Raw genomic sequence first — 15,747 nt, 5'->3', positions numbered from 1 at the left:
CGAAATATGCGGCGGCATGGCTTGACGTTGAGGTCTTCACGGTCTGTCTCCTGTATTTCTTGTGTGTATTGCCGCTTCAGGCCGCGACCAGTCCCAGTCGCCTGCCGATATCGACGATGGCCTGCGCCCGCCGCACGAAGGGCGCGTCGATCATCTTCCCGTCGACGACATAGGCGCCGATCCCCTTTTCCTGCGCCTGGGCGGCGGCCTGCACAACCCGCAGCGAATGCGCGATCTCCTCGTCGGACGGGCGATAGACCTCGTTCGCGAGTGCGATCTGGCTCGGGTGGATGCAGCTCTTGCCGACAAAGCCCATCTGCCTGGACATTTCCGCCTCGGCCCGGAAGCCCGCGGCGTCCCGGATGTCGGCGAACACGGTATCGCAGGCAAAGACATTGGCTTCGGCGGCGGCCATCCGCACGGCGAACATGGCCGCCGCGATGGCTGCCGGGTTGCGTCGATGGATGCCCGCAGGCTCGAAGAGATCCCCGAGCCCGAGCTGGAGCCCCGCGACACGCGGATGCGCGCAAGCCAGCTCGGCGGCGCGACGCAGCGCCGCCGGCGACTCGATGTTGAGCAGCAACCGGACCTTGGCGTCGGCCTCGGTGAAGCCGTTGGCCCGCTCCGCCTGCTCGACTGCCAGCGCCGCGCGGCGGACGTCATCGGCGGATTCCGGCTTCGGCACGTTCACCAGATGCAGTCCGGGCACCACGACAGCAGCAAGGTCCGCCTCGAAGTGCGCCGTGGCGATGCCGTTGACGCGAACGATCAGCACCTTGCCGGCCGCCCGTGCCTCGCTGGACCGCAGGAGCCGTGACAGGAGGGATCTGGCATCGGCCTTCCTCTCCTCGGCGACCGCGTCTTCCAGGTCGAAGGACAGGGCATCCGCGTCGCCTGCCAGCGCCTTCGGGAAGAACTCGGGGCGCGACCCGGGGACGAATAGCTTGCTTCTCATGGCCAACACCGTTGTTCTGTGGGAATGCAGTGCAGTGTGGGACATGCGATAACGAAGATAAACTATGCTTTTCTATATTCGTACAATAGAGAATCTATGGAAACCGCATATCTCAGGGCGTTTTCGCTGGTCGCCGGGACAGGGTCGCTGGCCGAAGCCGCACGACGGCTTGGCGTCACGCCGGCGGCGATTTCCCAGCAGATCCAGGTGCTCGAGCGAGAACTCGGGACCAAGCTGCTCGGGCGGGCCGGCAGGACCGTGGCGCCCACGGAGTCGGGGCGCCGTCTTGCCGAGCGCTGCGTATCGCTGCTCAGGGAGGTCGATGGCCTGCGCGGATGGGTGAACCAGGCCGACGAGGTGCGCGAGCTTCGCATCGGAACCATCAACACCGCGCTCCACAGCCTTCTGCCGGATGCGCTCGCGCGCTTCACGGCAGAACATCCCGGCGTGTCGGTCTACATACAGTCGGCGATGTCGGGCGAGCTTTACGACGCGATCAAGCAGTCGGAGCTCGATGCCGCCGTCTGCCTGCATCCGCCTTTCCCGATCCCGAAAGCCATCGCCTGGCAACTGTTGCGCCAGGAGCCGCTGGTGGTGCTGGCCGCGGAGCGCGACCGGCGCGTCGCGGCGCATGAGCTGCTGCGGACCAGGCCGCTTATCCGCTATGACCGGAACCTCGGCGGAGGGAGGCAGGCCGACGAGTACCTGCGCAAGGCTGGCATCGTGCCATCGCAAGAGCGCTTCGAACTCAGCTCCCTGCTCGCGATCGCGATGATGGTGGATCGCGGCCTGGGTGTCTCGCTGGTTCCGGATATCGCGTCGCCGCTCACCTCGGCGCTGCGTATCGTGAAGCTTGCGTTGCCGTCGGAGCCGGAGCCGCGCCGGTTCGGCGTGCTCTGGCGAAGGACGTCGCCGCGCGCCGCCCTGATCAGATCGTTCCTCGAGCAGGCCCGCCTCGCGGCGCGGACCTGAAGCGGGCACAGGCCTGTGGCACATCCGCGAACGCCGCCGGATGTGCACCATCGTGTCGCCACGCGGTCGGCCGGCACGAGGTGCGCCTCAAGGCTGCGGCCGTGTCGTTTCCGGCATCCGGCCACGGCGCCTGCCGCGCGACCGGTGCGCGACCGGTGCGCATCTGCGCCGCGCTACTACTATGCTATGGACAGACGAGGAGGATGCCCGGCGCGCAAGCGGATGGCCGCGTCTTCCGGGCCCTTCGCGGCGGCGCCGCCGGCAGGCGCGCCACCTGTGGCGCAATAGCGGCTTGGCCGCGGCGCACGGTCCACGCCACGCGGACGCGGCTGCCGCTCGCATTCGAGTCATGGCATTCAGTTCTGGAGGTGCCGCCATGCCACGCGCTTCACATTCCCTTCCCAGGCTGGGCGGTCCCCTTTATCTGACGGATGGCGGGCTCGAAACCACCCTGGTGTTCCTGGAGGGGATCGAGCTGCCATGCTTTGCGGCGTTTCCGCTGGTACTGACCGATGAGGGGCGCCAGCGGCTCGGGCATTACTTCGCGCCATACCTTCGCACGGCCGCCGAGCGCGGCCTGGGCTTTATCCTCGATACCCCGACCTGGCGGGCGAACCCCGACTGGGGCAAAAGGCTCGGCTTCTCGCCTCAGGCCATTGCCGACGCCAACCGCCGCTCGGCGGCGTGGGCCGCCGGGCTCGGACAAGCCCATGCCACGGCAACGACGCATATCGTCATCAACGGCGTGGTGGGCCCGCGCGGGGACGGCTACGAGGTCAGCGCCCGCATGAGCGATGCTGAAGCGCAGCAATATCATGCCTTGCAGATCGAGGCGCTCTGCGACGCGGGGGTGGACATGATCACCGCCGTCACCATGACGTATCCGGAAGAGGCGATCGGCATCGTGCGTGCCGCCAGGGCAGTCAATGCGCCGGTGGTGGTGTCCTTCACCGTGGAGACGGACGGCAGGCTGCCGTCGGGCGACGCGCTGGGCGAGGCGATCGGGCGCGTCGACCGGGACACCGCCGACGGGCCGCTCTACTACATGATCAACTGCGCGCACCCGAGCCACTTCGATGGCGTGGTGTCGGGCGGGACCGGGTGGGCCGGGCGCATCGGCGGCGTGCGGGCAAACGCATCCACCAAGAGCCACGCGGAACTCGACGAGTCCGACACGCTTGACCCGGGCGATCCCGCCGACCTTGCCGGGCGCTACCTGGGGCTGTGCCGGCACCTGAAGCAACTCGCGGTGGTTGGCGGCTGTTGCGGCACCGATCACCGGCATATCGTCGCGATCTGTGACGCCTTTGCGCAGAATCCCCGCGCGCGCCAGGGCGGCGCCGGCGCCTGATAGCGCGTCCGTCGGGCCGGGCTACAGCCGCGCCCCGAGCCGCCCGAGCACGCCGAGGCCGGGCTGGCCGCCAAGCGCCTCGGAGATGTCCGCCGCCGCCGCAATCACCAGCGCGGCGCACGCGCCCAGGTCCGCCTGGCGCACGCGCTCGGCCGGCCCTGAAATGCCCACCGCGGCGATCACGGTGCCGCGCGAGTCCAGGATCGGCGCCGCCACACCCCATACGGTCTCGCGCCATTCGCCGCGATTGACGGCGTAGCCCTGCTCGCGCACCGTGCGCATTTCCTTCATGAAGGCCGCCGGCCGCGCGATGGTATGCGGCGTTTGCGGCTGCAGGTGGCGCGCCATCTCCGCGAGCACCGATTCCCCGGCAAACGCCAGCTGTGCCTTGCCCGTCGCCACGCAGTACGCCGGTGCACGGCCGCCGATCTGCGTGTACGCGCGCACGGGCGCCAGGCTTTCCACCTTGTGCACGTACACGACCTCGCCGCGGTCCAGCACGGACAGGTGCACGCTCTCGCCGGTCCGATTCAGCAGCGCCTCCATCTGGCGCTCGGCGTGGCGGCGCAGGTCCAGCCGCGCCAGCACCGCCGAGCCCAGCTCCCATAGCTTGATGGACGCCGAGTATGTGCCGCTGTCCTCGTCGCGAATCACATAGCGCAGCCCGGTCAGCCCTTGCATGAGCCGGTGCACATTGCTTTTCACCATGCCGAGTTCGGTGGCGATCTGGGTCAGGTTGAGGGGGCGGTCGGCGCGCGAGAGCAATTCCAGCACGGCCAGCCCCTTGAGCAGGGTGTTGTTCATGTTCCCGAATATAGAACACTCGTACCGCTTTTGAGAAAGTGTGCCTGTGTTCGATACATCGACAGGCAGACCTGCATGGCCGGCGCCACCGCCAATGATGGCAGCCCGGCCGGGCCACCATCCGGTGCGGACCGGCGCTGGCGCGGCATCTGGCATATTTGTCCGGTTGCGCCCGGCACTATCGAGCCGGTGCACACGGTGAATGCACCGGCCGCATAAGCATGGCGCTTGGAGAAAAGCCGGCTTAATCTTGCGCTCCTGACCTGACCAGCAAGGAGCCCAGATGTCGGCCAGCCCGTTGTTTGAACCGTTCCAGTGCAAATCCCTTCGCTTGAAGAACCGGATCGTCATGGCCCCCATGACCCGCTCCTTCTCGCCGCGCGGTGTGCCTACCGCGGACGTTGCCGCCTACTACGCGCGCAGGGCGGCGGCGGAGGTGGGCCTGATCGTGACCGAGGGCACCGCGGTGGAACGCCAGGCGGCGAAGAACGACCCGGACGTGCCGGATTTCCATGGCGAGGCACTGCCGGCCTGGCGCAGCGTGGTGCAGGCGGTGCACGGGCAGGGCGGCGTGATCGCGCCCCAGTTGTGGCATGTCGGCGCCGTGAGGGGCCGCCATGAACACTACAAGCCGCAGCCGGTAGATTCGCCGTCCGGCATGTCGAGGCCCGGCAAGGTCTTCGGTGCGCCCATGACCGAGGAGGCCATTGCGGATACGGTAGCGGCATTCGGGCGCGCGGCCAGGGATGCGGTGGCACTGGGTTTCGATGCCATCGAACTGCACGGCGCGCATGGCTATCTGATCGACCAGTTCCTCTGGGCGGGCACCAACACGCGAGCAGACCAATGGGGCGGCCAGAGCCTGGCCGAGCGGGCGCGCTTCGCGGCGGCGATCGTGCGCGAGACGCGCAGGGCCATCGGCCCCGACGTACCCCTGATCATTCGCCTCAGCCAGTGGAAGCAGCAGGACTACACCGTGCGGCTGGCCGCGACGCCGGAAGAGATGCGGCAATGGCTCGAGCCGCTGGCGGACGCCGGCGTGGACATCTTCCACTGCTCGCAGCGGCGCTTCTGGGACGCGGAATTCGACGGCTCGGACCTGAACTTCGCCGGCTGGGCGAAGAAGCTGACCGGCAAGGCCGTCATCACGGTTGGCTCCGTTGGCCTGAGCGGCGATTTCATCGGCGCATTCGGCGGGGAGAGTTCCCGCCCGGCCTCGATCGAGGCGCTGCTCGAACGCCTCGACCGCGGCGAGTTCGATCTGGTGGCGGTCGGACGCGCGCTGCTGGCGGACCCGGAATGGGTGGTCAAGATCAAGGAGAACCGGACCGCGGAGCTCGGTGATTTCGAGCGCGCCAGCATGGCAACGCTGTACTGAGCAGGGCCGGCCCTTTCTGGGGGAATCGGGGGAGGGCCGGCCGGGACGCATCGGGCAGTTGCGCGCCGCGAGTGCAATGGCAGGCACTGACCTGGCGATACGGCACTGCCCCGCGTCACATTGAGACGATGGGGCAAACGATTGCGGGTTCCTGTCGGTGCCGGCGCGGCCGGTCTAAGTACAATGCTTATCATTTCCATTTGAAAAGCATCGTATGCGGACGACCGTGAAATTCTGCTGGATCGGCGCGCTGTGCTGGGCGTTGCTGGCCGGAGCCGCCACGGCCCAGCCCGTGGCACCCGTCGCCGACGCGAAGCAGCTCTGGCAATTGCTCGACTATGTCGCGGTCGACTACCACGGCGCGGTCGCCAATGGCGCGGTGGTCAGTGACAGCGAGTACCGCGAGATGCTGGATTTTGCCGAGGACGCGGCCCGGCAGGCCAGGGCGCTGCCCGATGGCGCGGCCAAGGCCAAGATCGCGGGGATCATCGAACAGTTGCGCGCCGCCATCGTGCGCAAGGCCGATGCCGCCGAGGTGGCGGGCCTTGCGCACCAGGCCAACGCATTGCTGGTCGGTGCGTATGCGATACCGGTCTCGCCGGCGAAGCCGCCGGAACTGGCCCGGGGAGCGGCGCTCTTCGCCGCGCAGTGCGCGGCCTGCCACGGCGCGGCCGGTGCCGGCGACGGTCCGTTGGGCGCCAGGCTGGAGCCGCCACCGATTGCCTTCACGGATGCGGGGCGCGCGCGCTCGCGCAGCCTCATGGCGCTGTACCAGGCCATCACCCAGGGTGTGAAAGGCACGGCGATGCCGGCCTTTGCGACCTTGCCGGACGAAGACCGCTGGGCGCTCGCCTTCTTCGCCGGCGGCTTGTCGCACAGCGACGCCATGCGCGAACGCGGCAAGGCGCTGTGGAAATCCGATGCCGCGGCCCGGGAGGTCTTTCCCGATCTCGGCGCCATGACAGGCGCGACCGAGGCCGAGGCGGCGCGCAAGCTGCCCGAGGGCAGCGCGCGTGACGTGATGGCCTATCTGCGCGCGCACCCGGAAGTCATCAATGCGGGCAAGCCGTCCGGTCTTGCCCTGTCCCGCCAGCGCCTGCAGGAAAGCGTTGCCGCGCTGCGCGCGGGCGAACGCGACAATGCGTCGCGCTTTGCGTTGTCGGCCTACCTGGATGGCTTCGAGCCGATCGAGCCGACCGTGGGCGCGCGGAACAAGGCGCTGCTCGCCGAGGTCGAGGAGGCCATGCTTAGCTACCGCTCCGCCATCTCGAAGGGGACGCAGCAGGAGGCAGAGCAGGGCGCACAGCGGCTGGAACAATTGTTCGGCCGGGTCGAGCGCGAGCTGGAGGATACGCCCGCCAGCCCGACGGCGACCTTCCTGGGTGCGCTGACGATCCTGCTGCGCGAAGGCCTGGAGGCGCTGCTGATCGTGGTCGGCATGGTTGCGGTGCTCAAGCGGGCCGATCGCCGCGACGCACTGCGCTACGTGCACGGCGGATGGATGGCGGCGCTGGTGGCGGGCGCGCTGACCTGGGCGGCGGCAACCTACCTGGTCACCATCAGCGGCGCCAGCCGGGAACTGACCGAGGGGGTCGGATCGGTCTTCGCCGCGCTCGTGCTCCTGAGCGTCGGCCTGTGGATGCACCAGAAGAGCAGCGCCGGCCGCTGGCAGGCTTACCTAAAGGAGAAGCTCTCGTCGGCGATGGACCGGCGCTCCGCGTGGGCGCTGTTCATGCTGTCGTTCGTCGCGGTCTACCGGGAAGTGTTCGAAACCGTCCTGTTCTATTCCGCCCTGGCGGCGAACGGCAGCCATGCGGCCTTGCTGGCAGGCTTTCTCGCCGCCGCCCTGGTCCTGGTCGTGGTGGGCTGGATCCTGCTTCGCACCAGCGCCCGCATCCCGATCGGCAAGTTCTTCTCCGTGACGTCGATACTCGTCGGCGTGCTGTCCGTGGTACTGATCGGCAAAGGCGCGGTGGCGCTGCAGGAAGCCGGCTGGATCGGCGCCACGCCGATCGACGGACCGCGGCTCGATATCCTCGGCTTGTTTCCCACGGTGCAGACCCTCGGCGCGCAGCTTGCCGTGCTGGCGATCGTGCTGCTCGGGTTTGGCTTCAATGTGATGACGGCGCGCAAGTCCGGGGCGAAATGAGCATGCACCGACGCGAGGCGCCGGACCGTCCGGCTGCTGAGGCGGCGCTGGTCCGGCACGACGCGCCGGCAGAGGGTGGCCGGCGTCGCCTTGCCCGGCGGGTGCCTCGTCAGTGCGTGCCGGGCCACAAGGCGGACGTTGCCGAGAAATCCGCCTCTTCGCCGGCAATTGCCCTCAGGTTCGATACCAGCGACCGGGCATCGCCGCCGCGCCAGTGAAAGCAATACTTGAGGTTCTGCGGGGCCGGGGTGCTGGCGAGTTCAGCCAGCTTGCCGGCGCGGACGAGCGGCGCGACGTAGGCGCGCGGAAACAGGCTGATGCCCACGCCGGCGATCACCAGCGCGATCAGCGCCGCCAGGCTGTTGCACACGACGGCCCGCGAAATGACGATCTGCTGGCTGTCGGCCCAGTTTTCCAGCGCGCGTGACAGGCCGGCCTCGGCGCTGAGCATGATCACCGGATTGTCTTCGAAGTGCGCCGGTGTCAGGACGGTCCCCGGCGCAAGCCGCTGTGGCGCGGCCATCCAGCGGTATTCGAGCTCGCCCAGGACGTCGAAGGAGAGCGCCATCGAGGCAATCGGGCCGGGCACGATCGCAAAGTCCAGTTCGCCCCGCTCGAGCCGCTTTTCCAGGTTTCGCGTGAGGTCGACCTGTGGTTCGAGCACAAGGTTCGGATGCAGGTCGCGCACGCGCGCCACGAAGCGCGGAAACCAGGTCGAGGCGACCAGTTCGCTGATGCCGAACCGGGTGCTGCCGCGTAGCGAAGCCGCCACGTCGAGGTCGGCCCGGATCCGGCTCTCGATGTCCAGCATGCGCATGGCGTGCTCCACCAGTTGCGCGCCGGCATCCGTCAGCACGGCGCGTTGCCCGGTGCGGTCGAACAAAGCCTTGCCGAGGTCGCTTTCCAGCTCCGCGATCCGCTTGGACAGCGTCGATTGCGTGACGTGCAGGCGCTTGGCCGCCACGGAAAAGCTGCTGAGCCTGGCGGCCCAGAAGAACGCTTCCAGCTGTTTGAGTGTCATCGGCATCCTCGCTTGTCGACAGGAACGGAGCGGAACGCATCATATTCCTTTTGTTCATATGCCATATTGAATAATTGTCGCTTTCTTCATCATCCGGTGCTGCGTATCGTTGGCGCATTGTTCGACGATGCCTGGTGAGGAATGACATGAAACGTGGTCTGCGCATATTGCTTTGTGGTCTGCTGGCGTGCGGCTGCGCCGGGGCGTTCGCGGAGTGGCCCAACGACCGGCCGATCCAGGTGTTTGTCGGCTTTGCGGCCGGCGGCGGCACCGACACCATGGCGCGCACCATGGCGCCCTTCATCCAGAAGCACCTGGGCGGCCATGCCACGCTGGTCGTGCAGAACAAGCCGGGCGCCGCGGGAGAGATCTCCAACATCGGCCTGATGCATGCGGCGGCGGACGGCTACACCGTCGGCGTGGTGAACCTGCCCGCCATGGCATTCGGGCCCCTGTACCGCAAGACGCAGTTCGACCCCAATGCGCTCCAGCTCGTCGCCCGCGTGCTGAGCGATCCCACCATTCTCGTCGCCAGGAAGGACATTCCCTACAACTCCCTGGGCGATGTGGTGGCAGCGCTGAAGAAGCGCCCCGGCTCGCTGTCGTTCGGCCATAACGGCGTGGGTACCAACGGCCACCTTGCGCTGTTGCAATTGCAGAATGCCGGCGGCGTGAAGCTGAACGACATTTCCTTCAACGGCACCTCGCAGTCGAAGACCGCGCTGTTCGGCGGCCATATCGATTTTGCCGCCGTCACCACGGGCGAGATGCAGGACGCGGGCAAGGAGGCGGTACCACTGAAGATCCTCGCGCAGATGAGCGACCGGCGTGCCGCCTCGATGCCGAACGTTGCCACCGCGAGGGAACAGGGCATCGACGACGTGATGCCGGCGGAGCGCGGTATCGCCTTGCCGGCGGGCGTTCCGCCGCAACTGGTGGCGAAGCTGAGGCTGGCGATCCAGGCGACGCTCAAGGACCCCGAATACCTGAGGAAGGCGGGCAACGACGCGCCCGTGCTCGCCTATCTGAACGGCGACGAGTGGGCCAGGGAGATCGCGGGCCGCCGGGCGGTCATGCGCAAGCTGGCCGACAGCATGCCGAAGGAGTGATGGCGATGCGTGCAGCAACACCGGCTTCGACGAAGGCGTCCTTGCGCAAGCTGCTCCGGGAGGAGTCCTTTGTCGTCGCGCCCGCGGTGCATGACGTCTTCAGCCTGCGGCTGGTCGAGCAGGCCGGCTATGCGAGCGCATGCATCAGCGGCGCGATGCTCTCGTACGCCATGCTGGGCGTGCCGGATATCGGGCTGCTGAGCCTTACGGAAACGGTCGAGCATTGCCGTCGCCTCGCGCGCGCGTCCTCGATCCCGATCACCGCGGATGGCGACGCCGGCTTCGGCAACGCAAGAGGGGTGCACCACGCCGTGGCGCTGTTCGAGGAAGCCGGCGCGGCCGGGCTCAACCTCGAAGACCAGGTGGTGCCGAAGCGTTGGGGCGCCACGGCGCCGAAGGAAGTCGTCTGCGTGCCCGAGATGGTGTCGAAGATCCGGGCGGCATGCGCAGCCCGCCGCGACCCGGACTTCCTCATCATTGCCAGGACCGATGCTTTCGCCTGCGAGCCGGCGGAACAGGTGATCGCGCGCGCCAGGGCGTATGAGCAGGCGGGTGCGGACCTGTTGCTGCCGATCGCGCCGCGCTCCGGGGAAAACGTGGAAAGGCTGGTCAAGGCACTGGAGATTCCGGTCACGCTCAGCATCGGGACAGGCCTGGCGCCGAGTCCCGCGTCGGCCAGCCTGTCGCTGCAGCGGATCCGCAGCCTGGGCGTGCGCAGGGTGAGCCTGACGACGCTGCTGCCCGGTGCCGCGACCCAGGGCATGGCCGACGGCCTCGACGCCCTGCGCCGCGCACTGCAAGGCGAGATCCCGGGGCCCGGGGATGCGCCGGCGGTGCGGGGCGTGCGCAGCTTCGATGCGCTGTTCGATGCGCCTTCGCAGGCAGCGTTCGAGGCATCGTTGCTTGACGGGCTGCTCCAGGTGCCTTAGCCGCCTTGGCCGCCCGGACTTTCAGTGGCGGCCGGTAGCTGCCACTGGTTGCCGCCGGTTGCCGCCGGAGGGGGGCGGCACGGCCACATGTACGAAGCAAAGACGCAACAGCAAGAAATCGCGACGTTGGCGCATGGCCGCGCGCACCGGCGCACCGCACACTCGGCTCGTGTCCAACGCCATCTCCCATACGCCATGACCCGCCTGCCGATCCAGACCGCAGAAACTGCACCCGAAGCCAGCCGTCCCTTTGTCGACCGCGCCATCGCGAGCAACGGCTTCCTGCCGAACCTGATCGCTGTCCTTTCCAATGCGCCCGCCGCGGTGGAAGCCTACCTGACACTATCGGAGATCAACAGCCGCGGCTCGCTGACGCTGGCCGAGCGCGAGGTGGTGCAGATCACCGCCGCCACCACGCATGGTTGCAGCTTCTGCGTGGCCGGCCATACGGCGATTGCCATCAAGAAGGTGAAATTCGATGCCGACACGGTCGGCGCATTGCGTGCCCAGGCCGCCTTGCCGGACGCCCGCCTCGAGGCACTCGCCGAATTCACCCGCGCGGTGATCCGCGACCGGGGCGCGGTACCGCAAGCCGATTTCGATGCCTTCGTGGCGGCCGGCTTCGGCGCCGGCCAGGCGCTCGAGGTGGTGCTCGGTGTCAGCCTCGCCACACTGTGCAACTTCGGCAACAACCTGGCGCAAACGCCGCTCAATCCCGAGCTGGAAGCCTACCGCTGGACGCGCGCCGCCGCGTGACGCCAGGCGCCACGGGCCGCGCGTCGCGGCCCCTGCGCAATGCGTAGCGGCATGCAGTCCGGGGGTGGGGGAGGCGCCCGGTCCGGTCCCGGACACGTTGCGCTGAAGCTCACGCCGGTGTTCTACGTGGCGCTGGGCAGGATGGCCGGCGGCAAGCCGCCGGTGGACAAGCACCACAGCCATGCGCGGCCGCTGCACGTCGCGCACGCGTCGTCGGCGCCGGCGGCTCCGGCCAGGTAGTCCTTGCCCGGTGCCACCGCCGGAGGATCTCGCCGGGGCAAAAAAAAGCGCAGCGAAAGCTGCGCTTGAAGCAGAACCAGACTGTTGTCACGGAGAGGAGCACAACAAGCTTGCTGCTTCCAGTAAGGACAGAAAAGGACGCTTGCGTTCCACGTCGGGACCCGGGGAGGAGGATGCCGGGCCTTGTGCAGCACGATATCAAGCGGGGCCGCGCGGAAAAAGCCGCCGGACGGGAACACACTGTTCTGCGATTGCCAACAACGGGGCGCCTGGCTGACTTGGCGGACGCTGCGCGCCCTCGCGCATCTGCCGGCCTCTTGTGCCTGACTGCGGGGTCACTTTCGTTTTGTCGTTGGAATCGAGATAAAGAATCCCATTTCCGACCATTTATCCGCGGGCATCCGGCAACCATAATCCCTGCACCGGATACCTTCAGGTGCCGGTTCCCGGCAGGACGATTGTCCGGCCGGGATGGAAAGACACCGAACGCACATCACCGATCCCGGGACCGGGCGTTCCAACCCCCGTCACGAGATCGCCATGTATCCCAGCTCTTCCTCAACCCGCCCGCTGTTGCGCAACGGGGCCGCCTTGCTCCTGATCGCCGCTGCCACCATGTCCGCGGCCTACGCCAACACGCCGGCCACGCCGTCCGACCCATTGGAACCGGTGAACCGCGCGGTCTTCGCCTTCAACGACCATCTCGACCAATATGTGGCCGCGCCGATCGCCAAGGGCTACAAGGCCGTGACGCCCAGCCCCGTGCGCACCGCGGTGAGCAATGTCTACTCCAATCTCTCGGACGTCGGCAACTTCGCCAACAACCTGCTGCAGGGCAAGGGCGTGGCGGCTTCGGAAAGCCTGATGCGCGTGGCGATCAACTCCGTATTCGGCATCGGCGGCCTGATCGATATCGCGACGCCGGCGGGGCTGCAAAAGCACTCGCAGGACTTCGGCCTGACGCTCGGCGCGTGGGGCGTGCCGGCCGGGCCGTACGTTGTCCTGCCGCTGTTCGGGCCGAGCACGGGGCGCGACGGCGTCGGCCTGCTCGCGGACCATTGGCTGGCGCCCGTCAGCTACCTGGATCCCGCCTGGCGCAATAGCGCGACGGATACGGCCATCGTCAACGGGCGCACCAACGTGCTGGGCGCTACCGACCTGCTCTCGCTGGCTGCGCTCGACAAGTACACCTTCGTGCGCGATGCGTATCTGCAGCGCCGCAACTATCTGCTGAGCGACGGCAAGACCGAGCTGCCGGTCTATGACGATCCCGACGCCGGTTCGGCGCTTGCCGCCTCCACTTCCGAGCCGGTGCCGGAGCCGGGAACGGCCGCGGCGCCGGCGCCGGCACCGGCGCAGGGCGGCGACTGACCGGTGCGCGCCGGCCGGACATGAACCAGCGGGCCGCCGCACGGCGGCCGCCTTACCGGAGTGACGAAGATGGACCTGAAGAGTTGTGCAGCCATTGTGTGCGGATGGCTGGTGGTATGCGTGGGTTGTGGCTGGCTGACCGGCGCATTCGCGCAGTGGTTCTCGATGTCGTAAGGGCAGGCCTGACGACTGGCTATTGTCACGGCACAGACGAGTATCCCCGGCCGGAGGCTTTCCCGCGGCCGCATCCAGGCGCATGGTGCCGGCATTCGCTTTTCCCCACGCCCATGCTGCAATCACCTCGTATCAACCGCCCGAGGTCATCGCGGCGATGCTGCTGCCCGGCATTCAACTCGCGCGCAGGCAGCAGGTGCAGGCGGAATGACGGCGGTGCGCTCAGCGCGCCTTGTCTGCGGCCGGGGTGGTGGGGCGCCGCGCGGGCAGGTTGCGGACGATGCAGTCCACCGCCCGCGTGTCGGACTTGCCCTGCCCGAGCCCGCCGGTCACGGAGTCGCGGTACTGGGCCGGCGTGATGCGCTGGTAGTAGAGCCGCGAGGTCTGGTCCAGCCAGTAGACGTAGTCGCTGCCGCCCTGTGCGCCGTTGGTGCGCAGCCATTCGCTGACATTGTTGTCGCCGATCATCATGTTCGGGCATTCGCGCCGCAGGCCGTCCAGGTAGGCGTCGAAACCGCGCGCCTGGATGTTGTCGATGGCGTCCGGCGCGCAGGCGGCGCTCAGCAAGGCTGCACAGGCGGCGGCGAGCCTGGCGAAAGCAGGGAGGCAAGGTGCGGACATGGCGGTAGCAGGATTGTCTGCCATGCGTGAAGGGGTGGCGACGCCGCGGTTGCATGGGCAAGGATAAGCCGGCGTGCCGCCACCGTGGCTGCCTCGCGAAACTTTTCACATGGGGACCGGAAACGCTTGAATCGCCCGCCGGACCAGCCAGCAGGCCGGCTCGCAGCGCGCTCAAGAGCGCGGCTGCAGCTTGCGGTAGTGGTTGAAATGCCGGATCGCGCCGCGTGCATTGCCCAGTTCCTGGTGCAGGCGGGCCGCGTTGAAGTGCGCGTCGGCGAAGTCCGGCAGCTGGGCGATGCAGCGCTCGTAGCTGGCCAGCGCTTGGCGCGGGTGGCCGTCGTCCTCCAGCGCCACGGCCAGGTTGAAGTGGAGCAGCGGCTCTCCAGGCAGGTGCGCCAGCGCTTCGCGGTACAGCGTGATGGCGTCGGCGTAGCGGCCCGCGTCGCAGAGCATGCAGCCGAGGTTCAAGTAAGCGTCCAGGTAGCCGGGAAAGGCCGCGAGCGCCTGGCGGTATGCCGCCTCGGCTTCGGCGGGCGCGCCGGCCTCCAGTTCGCAGGCAGCCTCGAAGTGGTCCACGGCCGCCCTGGGACTGGCCTCGGGCGAGGCGGGCCGCTGCAGCGGCGCCACGCCGGCATCCGCCTCGGGCTCGAAATCCATCAGCAGCTGGCCCGAATCCACATGCCATTGCAGCCGGCCCTCGCGTGCGGCCACCTGGTTGCCCACCGCGATCACGCGCACGCCGGACAGCGGCTGCCCGTCGCCGCGCGACGCTTTCAGGTGTGCCAGCGAGCGCAGGATGCGCCGGCTCGGGATCTTGGCCGCGCGCAGCGAACGCGCGGTGCGCAGCATGACCACGTCGCGGAAGGTGAAGCGGAATTCGCGTCGCGCGCCGCGCGAAGGCGTGACGATGCCCGCGGCGATCAGCCGGGACGCGACGGCCCGGGAAATGCCGAGCATGGCCTGCACTTCCCGCAGGGTATAGGTGGGCATCCGCGCTACCTGTTCGCGCTACCTTCCGCGCTATTTCTTGGCCGCGGTGCGGCGGGCCGGGGCGGGCGCCGCGGGGGTGGCGCGCTTTGCGCTCTTGCGCTCCTTCGGCTCGGCGGTGGCTGCGGTGGCCGCGGCGCGCTTGCGCTGGCCGACGCTGGCGCGCAGCGCTGCCATCAGGTCGATCACTTCGGCGCCGCCGCCTTCGGCCGTGCGTTCCTCGGCCACCGTGATCTTCTTGCCGGCAATCTTCTTGTCGATGGCGGCCAGGATGCGCTCCTTCTCCTCGTCGACATAGGCCGACGAGTCGTAGCCGTCCACCGAGTTCTGCTCGATCAGTTGCTGGGCCAGCGCGAGCTCGGCCGGCTGCACGTCCGCCTTCTCCACATGCAGGTCGGTCATGGAGCGGACTTCATCGGCGTACAGCAACTGCTGCAGGATCAGCCCGTCTGCGCCCACGCGCACCTGCACCATGGCCTGCTTGCCTTTCCAGACCCAGCGCGCCAGCGCGCAGGTGCCGGTCTGCCGCATCGCTTCGGCCAGCAGGTTGTACGGCTTGGCGCCGCGCCGGTCCGGGCCGAGGTAGTAGGCCTTCTCGAAATAGATCGGGTCGATGGCGCCGGACGGCATGAACGAGACGATGTCGATGGTGTGCTGGGCCGTTGCGTCCAGCACTTCGAGCTCTTCCGGCTCGAACACCACGTAGTGGTCCTTCTCGAACTCGTAGCCCTTGACCATGTCGGCACGGTCCACCACGACGTCCTCGCGCAGGCAGACATATTGCTGCTTGAGCCGCGAGCCGCAGCCCTTGTGCAGCAGGTTGAAACTCACGCCGGCCTTGCTTTCCGTGGCGGAGTACACCTTGACCGGGATCGAGACGAGCCCGAAACTCAGCGAGAGAGAGGCGATGGAGCGCGCGGCCATGGCAGT

The 15,747-nt window shown here is 68.1% G+C and carries 16 protein-coding genes; 10 read left to right on the top strand and 6 right to left on the bottom strand.

The features are described from left to right. Nucleotides 1-76 precede the first annotated feature (76 nt). Nucleotides 77-955: an HpcH/HpaI aldolase/citrate lyase family protein gene (locus tag AC1DKV_RS13445; protein ID WP_441620651.1), complete on the bottom strand. Its 879-nt coding sequence runs from the start codon at nucleotides 953-955 to the stop codon at nucleotides 77-79. 96 nt (nucleotides 956-1,051) lie between these two features. Here AC1DKV_RS13445 and AC1DKV_RS13440 point away from each other — a divergent pair, with 96 nt between their 5' ends. Together AC1DKV_RS13440 and AC1DKV_RS13435 are read left to right on the top strand one after the other, a co-directional pair. Continuing rightward, nucleotides 1,052-1,927, top strand: a complete 876-nt coding sequence (locus AC1DKV_RS13440; RefSeq protein WP_441620594.1) for a LysR family transcriptional regulator — start codon at nucleotides 1,052-1,054, stop codon at nucleotides 1,925-1,927. Between the two features lie 376 nt (nucleotides 1,928-2,303). Next, nucleotides 2,304-3,278 (top strand): homocysteine S-methyltransferase family protein, encoded by a 975-nt coding sequence (locus AC1DKV_RS13435; RefSeq protein WP_441620592.1) that lies wholly within the window; start codon nucleotides 2,304-2,306, stop codon nucleotides 3,276-3,278. 21 nt (nucleotides 3,279-3,299) lie between these two features. Here AC1DKV_RS13435 and AC1DKV_RS13430 read toward each other — a convergent pair whose 3' ends face one another. Beyond that, the gene (locus AC1DKV_RS13430; protein WP_441620590.1) at nucleotides 3,300-4,082 is read right to left on the bottom strand and encodes an IclR family transcriptional regulator; all 783 of its coding nucleotides are present in this window, start codon (nucleotides 4,080-4,082) and stop codon (nucleotides 3,300-3,302) included. A gap of 283 nt (nucleotides 4,083-4,365) precedes the next feature. Here AC1DKV_RS13430 and AC1DKV_RS13425 point away from each other — a divergent pair, with 283 nt between their 5' ends. Beyond that, entirely contained in the window at nucleotides 4,366-5,460 is a 1,095-nt protein-coding gene (locus tag AC1DKV_RS13425) for an NADH:flavin oxidoreductase (RefSeq protein WP_441620588.1), read from the top strand. 214 nt (nucleotides 5,461-5,674) lie between these two features. Further along, nucleotides 5,675-7,609: an FTR1 family iron permease gene (locus AC1DKV_RS13420; RefSeq protein WP_441620586.1), complete on the top strand. Its 1,935-nt coding sequence runs from the start codon at nucleotides 5,675-5,677 to the stop codon at nucleotides 7,607-7,609. 109 nt (nucleotides 7,610-7,718) lie between these two features. Here AC1DKV_RS13420 and AC1DKV_RS13415 read toward each other — a convergent pair whose 3' ends face one another. Continuing rightward, nucleotides 7,719-8,630, bottom strand: coding sequence for a LysR family transcriptional regulator (locus AC1DKV_RS13415; protein ID WP_441620583.1), 912 nt, complete (start codon nucleotides 8,628-8,630; stop codon nucleotides 7,719-7,721). Between the two features lie 146 nt (nucleotides 8,631-8,776). Here AC1DKV_RS13415 and AC1DKV_RS13410 point away from each other — a divergent pair, with 146 nt between their 5' ends. From AC1DKV_RS13410 to AC1DKV_RS13385, 6 genes are all read left to right on the top strand, one after another. Further along, nucleotides 8,777-9,739, top strand: coding sequence for a tripartite tricarboxylate transporter substrate binding protein (locus AC1DKV_RS13410; protein ID WP_441620581.1), 963 nt, complete (start codon nucleotides 8,777-8,779; stop codon nucleotides 9,737-9,739). A gap of 5 nt (nucleotides 9,740-9,744) precedes the next feature. After that, nucleotides 9,745-10,668 carry an isocitrate lyase/PEP mutase family protein gene (locus tag AC1DKV_RS13405; RefSeq protein ID WP_441620579.1) on the top strand — a complete coding sequence of 308 codons (924 nt, stop codon included), beginning with the start codon at nucleotides 9,745-9,747 and terminating at the stop codon, nucleotides 10,666-10,668. A 195-nt stretch (nucleotides 10,669-10,863) separates the two neighbouring features. Next, nucleotides 10,864-11,424, top strand: coding sequence for a carboxymuconolactone decarboxylase family protein (locus AC1DKV_RS13400; RefSeq protein ID WP_441620577.1), 561 nt, complete (start codon nucleotides 10,864-10,866; stop codon nucleotides 11,422-11,424). 39 nt (nucleotides 11,425-11,463) lie between these two features. After that, nucleotides 11,464-11,664 carry a hypothetical protein gene (locus AC1DKV_RS13395; protein WP_441620575.1) on the top strand — a complete coding sequence of 67 codons (201 nt, stop codon included), beginning with the start codon at nucleotides 11,464-11,466 and terminating at the stop codon, nucleotides 11,662-11,664. Between the two features lie 540 nt (nucleotides 11,665-12,204). Further along, nucleotides 12,205-13,035 (top strand): MlaA family lipoprotein, encoded by an 831-nt coding sequence (locus AC1DKV_RS13390; protein ID WP_441620573.1) that lies wholly within the window; start codon nucleotides 12,205-12,207, stop codon nucleotides 13,033-13,035. Nucleotides 13,036-13,291: 256 nt separating this feature from the next. After that, nucleotides 13,292-13,420, top strand: coding sequence for a hypothetical protein (locus AC1DKV_RS13385; RefSeq protein WP_441620571.1), 129 nt, complete (start codon nucleotides 13,292-13,294; stop codon nucleotides 13,418-13,420). Between the two features lie 11 nt (nucleotides 13,421-13,431). Here AC1DKV_RS13385 and AC1DKV_RS13380 read toward each other — a convergent pair whose 3' ends face one another. The 3 genes from AC1DKV_RS13380 to ku all read right to left on the bottom strand — a co-directional run bounded on the left by AC1DKV_RS13380 (nucleotide 13,432) and on the right by ku (nucleotide 15,741). Then, nucleotides 13,432-13,830, bottom strand: coding sequence for a hypothetical protein (locus AC1DKV_RS13380; protein ID WP_441620569.1), 399 nt, complete (start codon nucleotides 13,828-13,830; stop codon nucleotides 13,432-13,434). Between the two features lie 171 nt (nucleotides 13,831-14,001). Then, complete coding sequence (locus AC1DKV_RS13375) at nucleotides 14,002-14,820, bottom strand: tetratricopeptide repeat protein (RefSeq protein WP_441620567.1); 819 nt, start codon at nucleotides 14,818-14,820, stop codon at nucleotides 14,002-14,004. Between the two features lie 30 nt (nucleotides 14,821-14,850). Continuing rightward, on the bottom strand, nucleotides 14,851-15,741 hold the full coding sequence (gene ku, locus AC1DKV_RS13370) for a non-homologous end joining protein Ku (RefSeq protein ID WP_441620565.1): 891 nt from the start codon (nucleotides 15,739-15,741) through the stop codon (nucleotides 14,851-14,853). Between the last annotated feature and the right edge of the window lie 6 nt (nucleotides 15,742-15,747).

It is taken from the genome of Cupriavidus sp. 05T41 (genome assembly GCF_056396525.1).
Note: the sequence above shows the minus strand (reverse complement) of the source record. Positions and strands in the feature narration are given on the sequence as shown.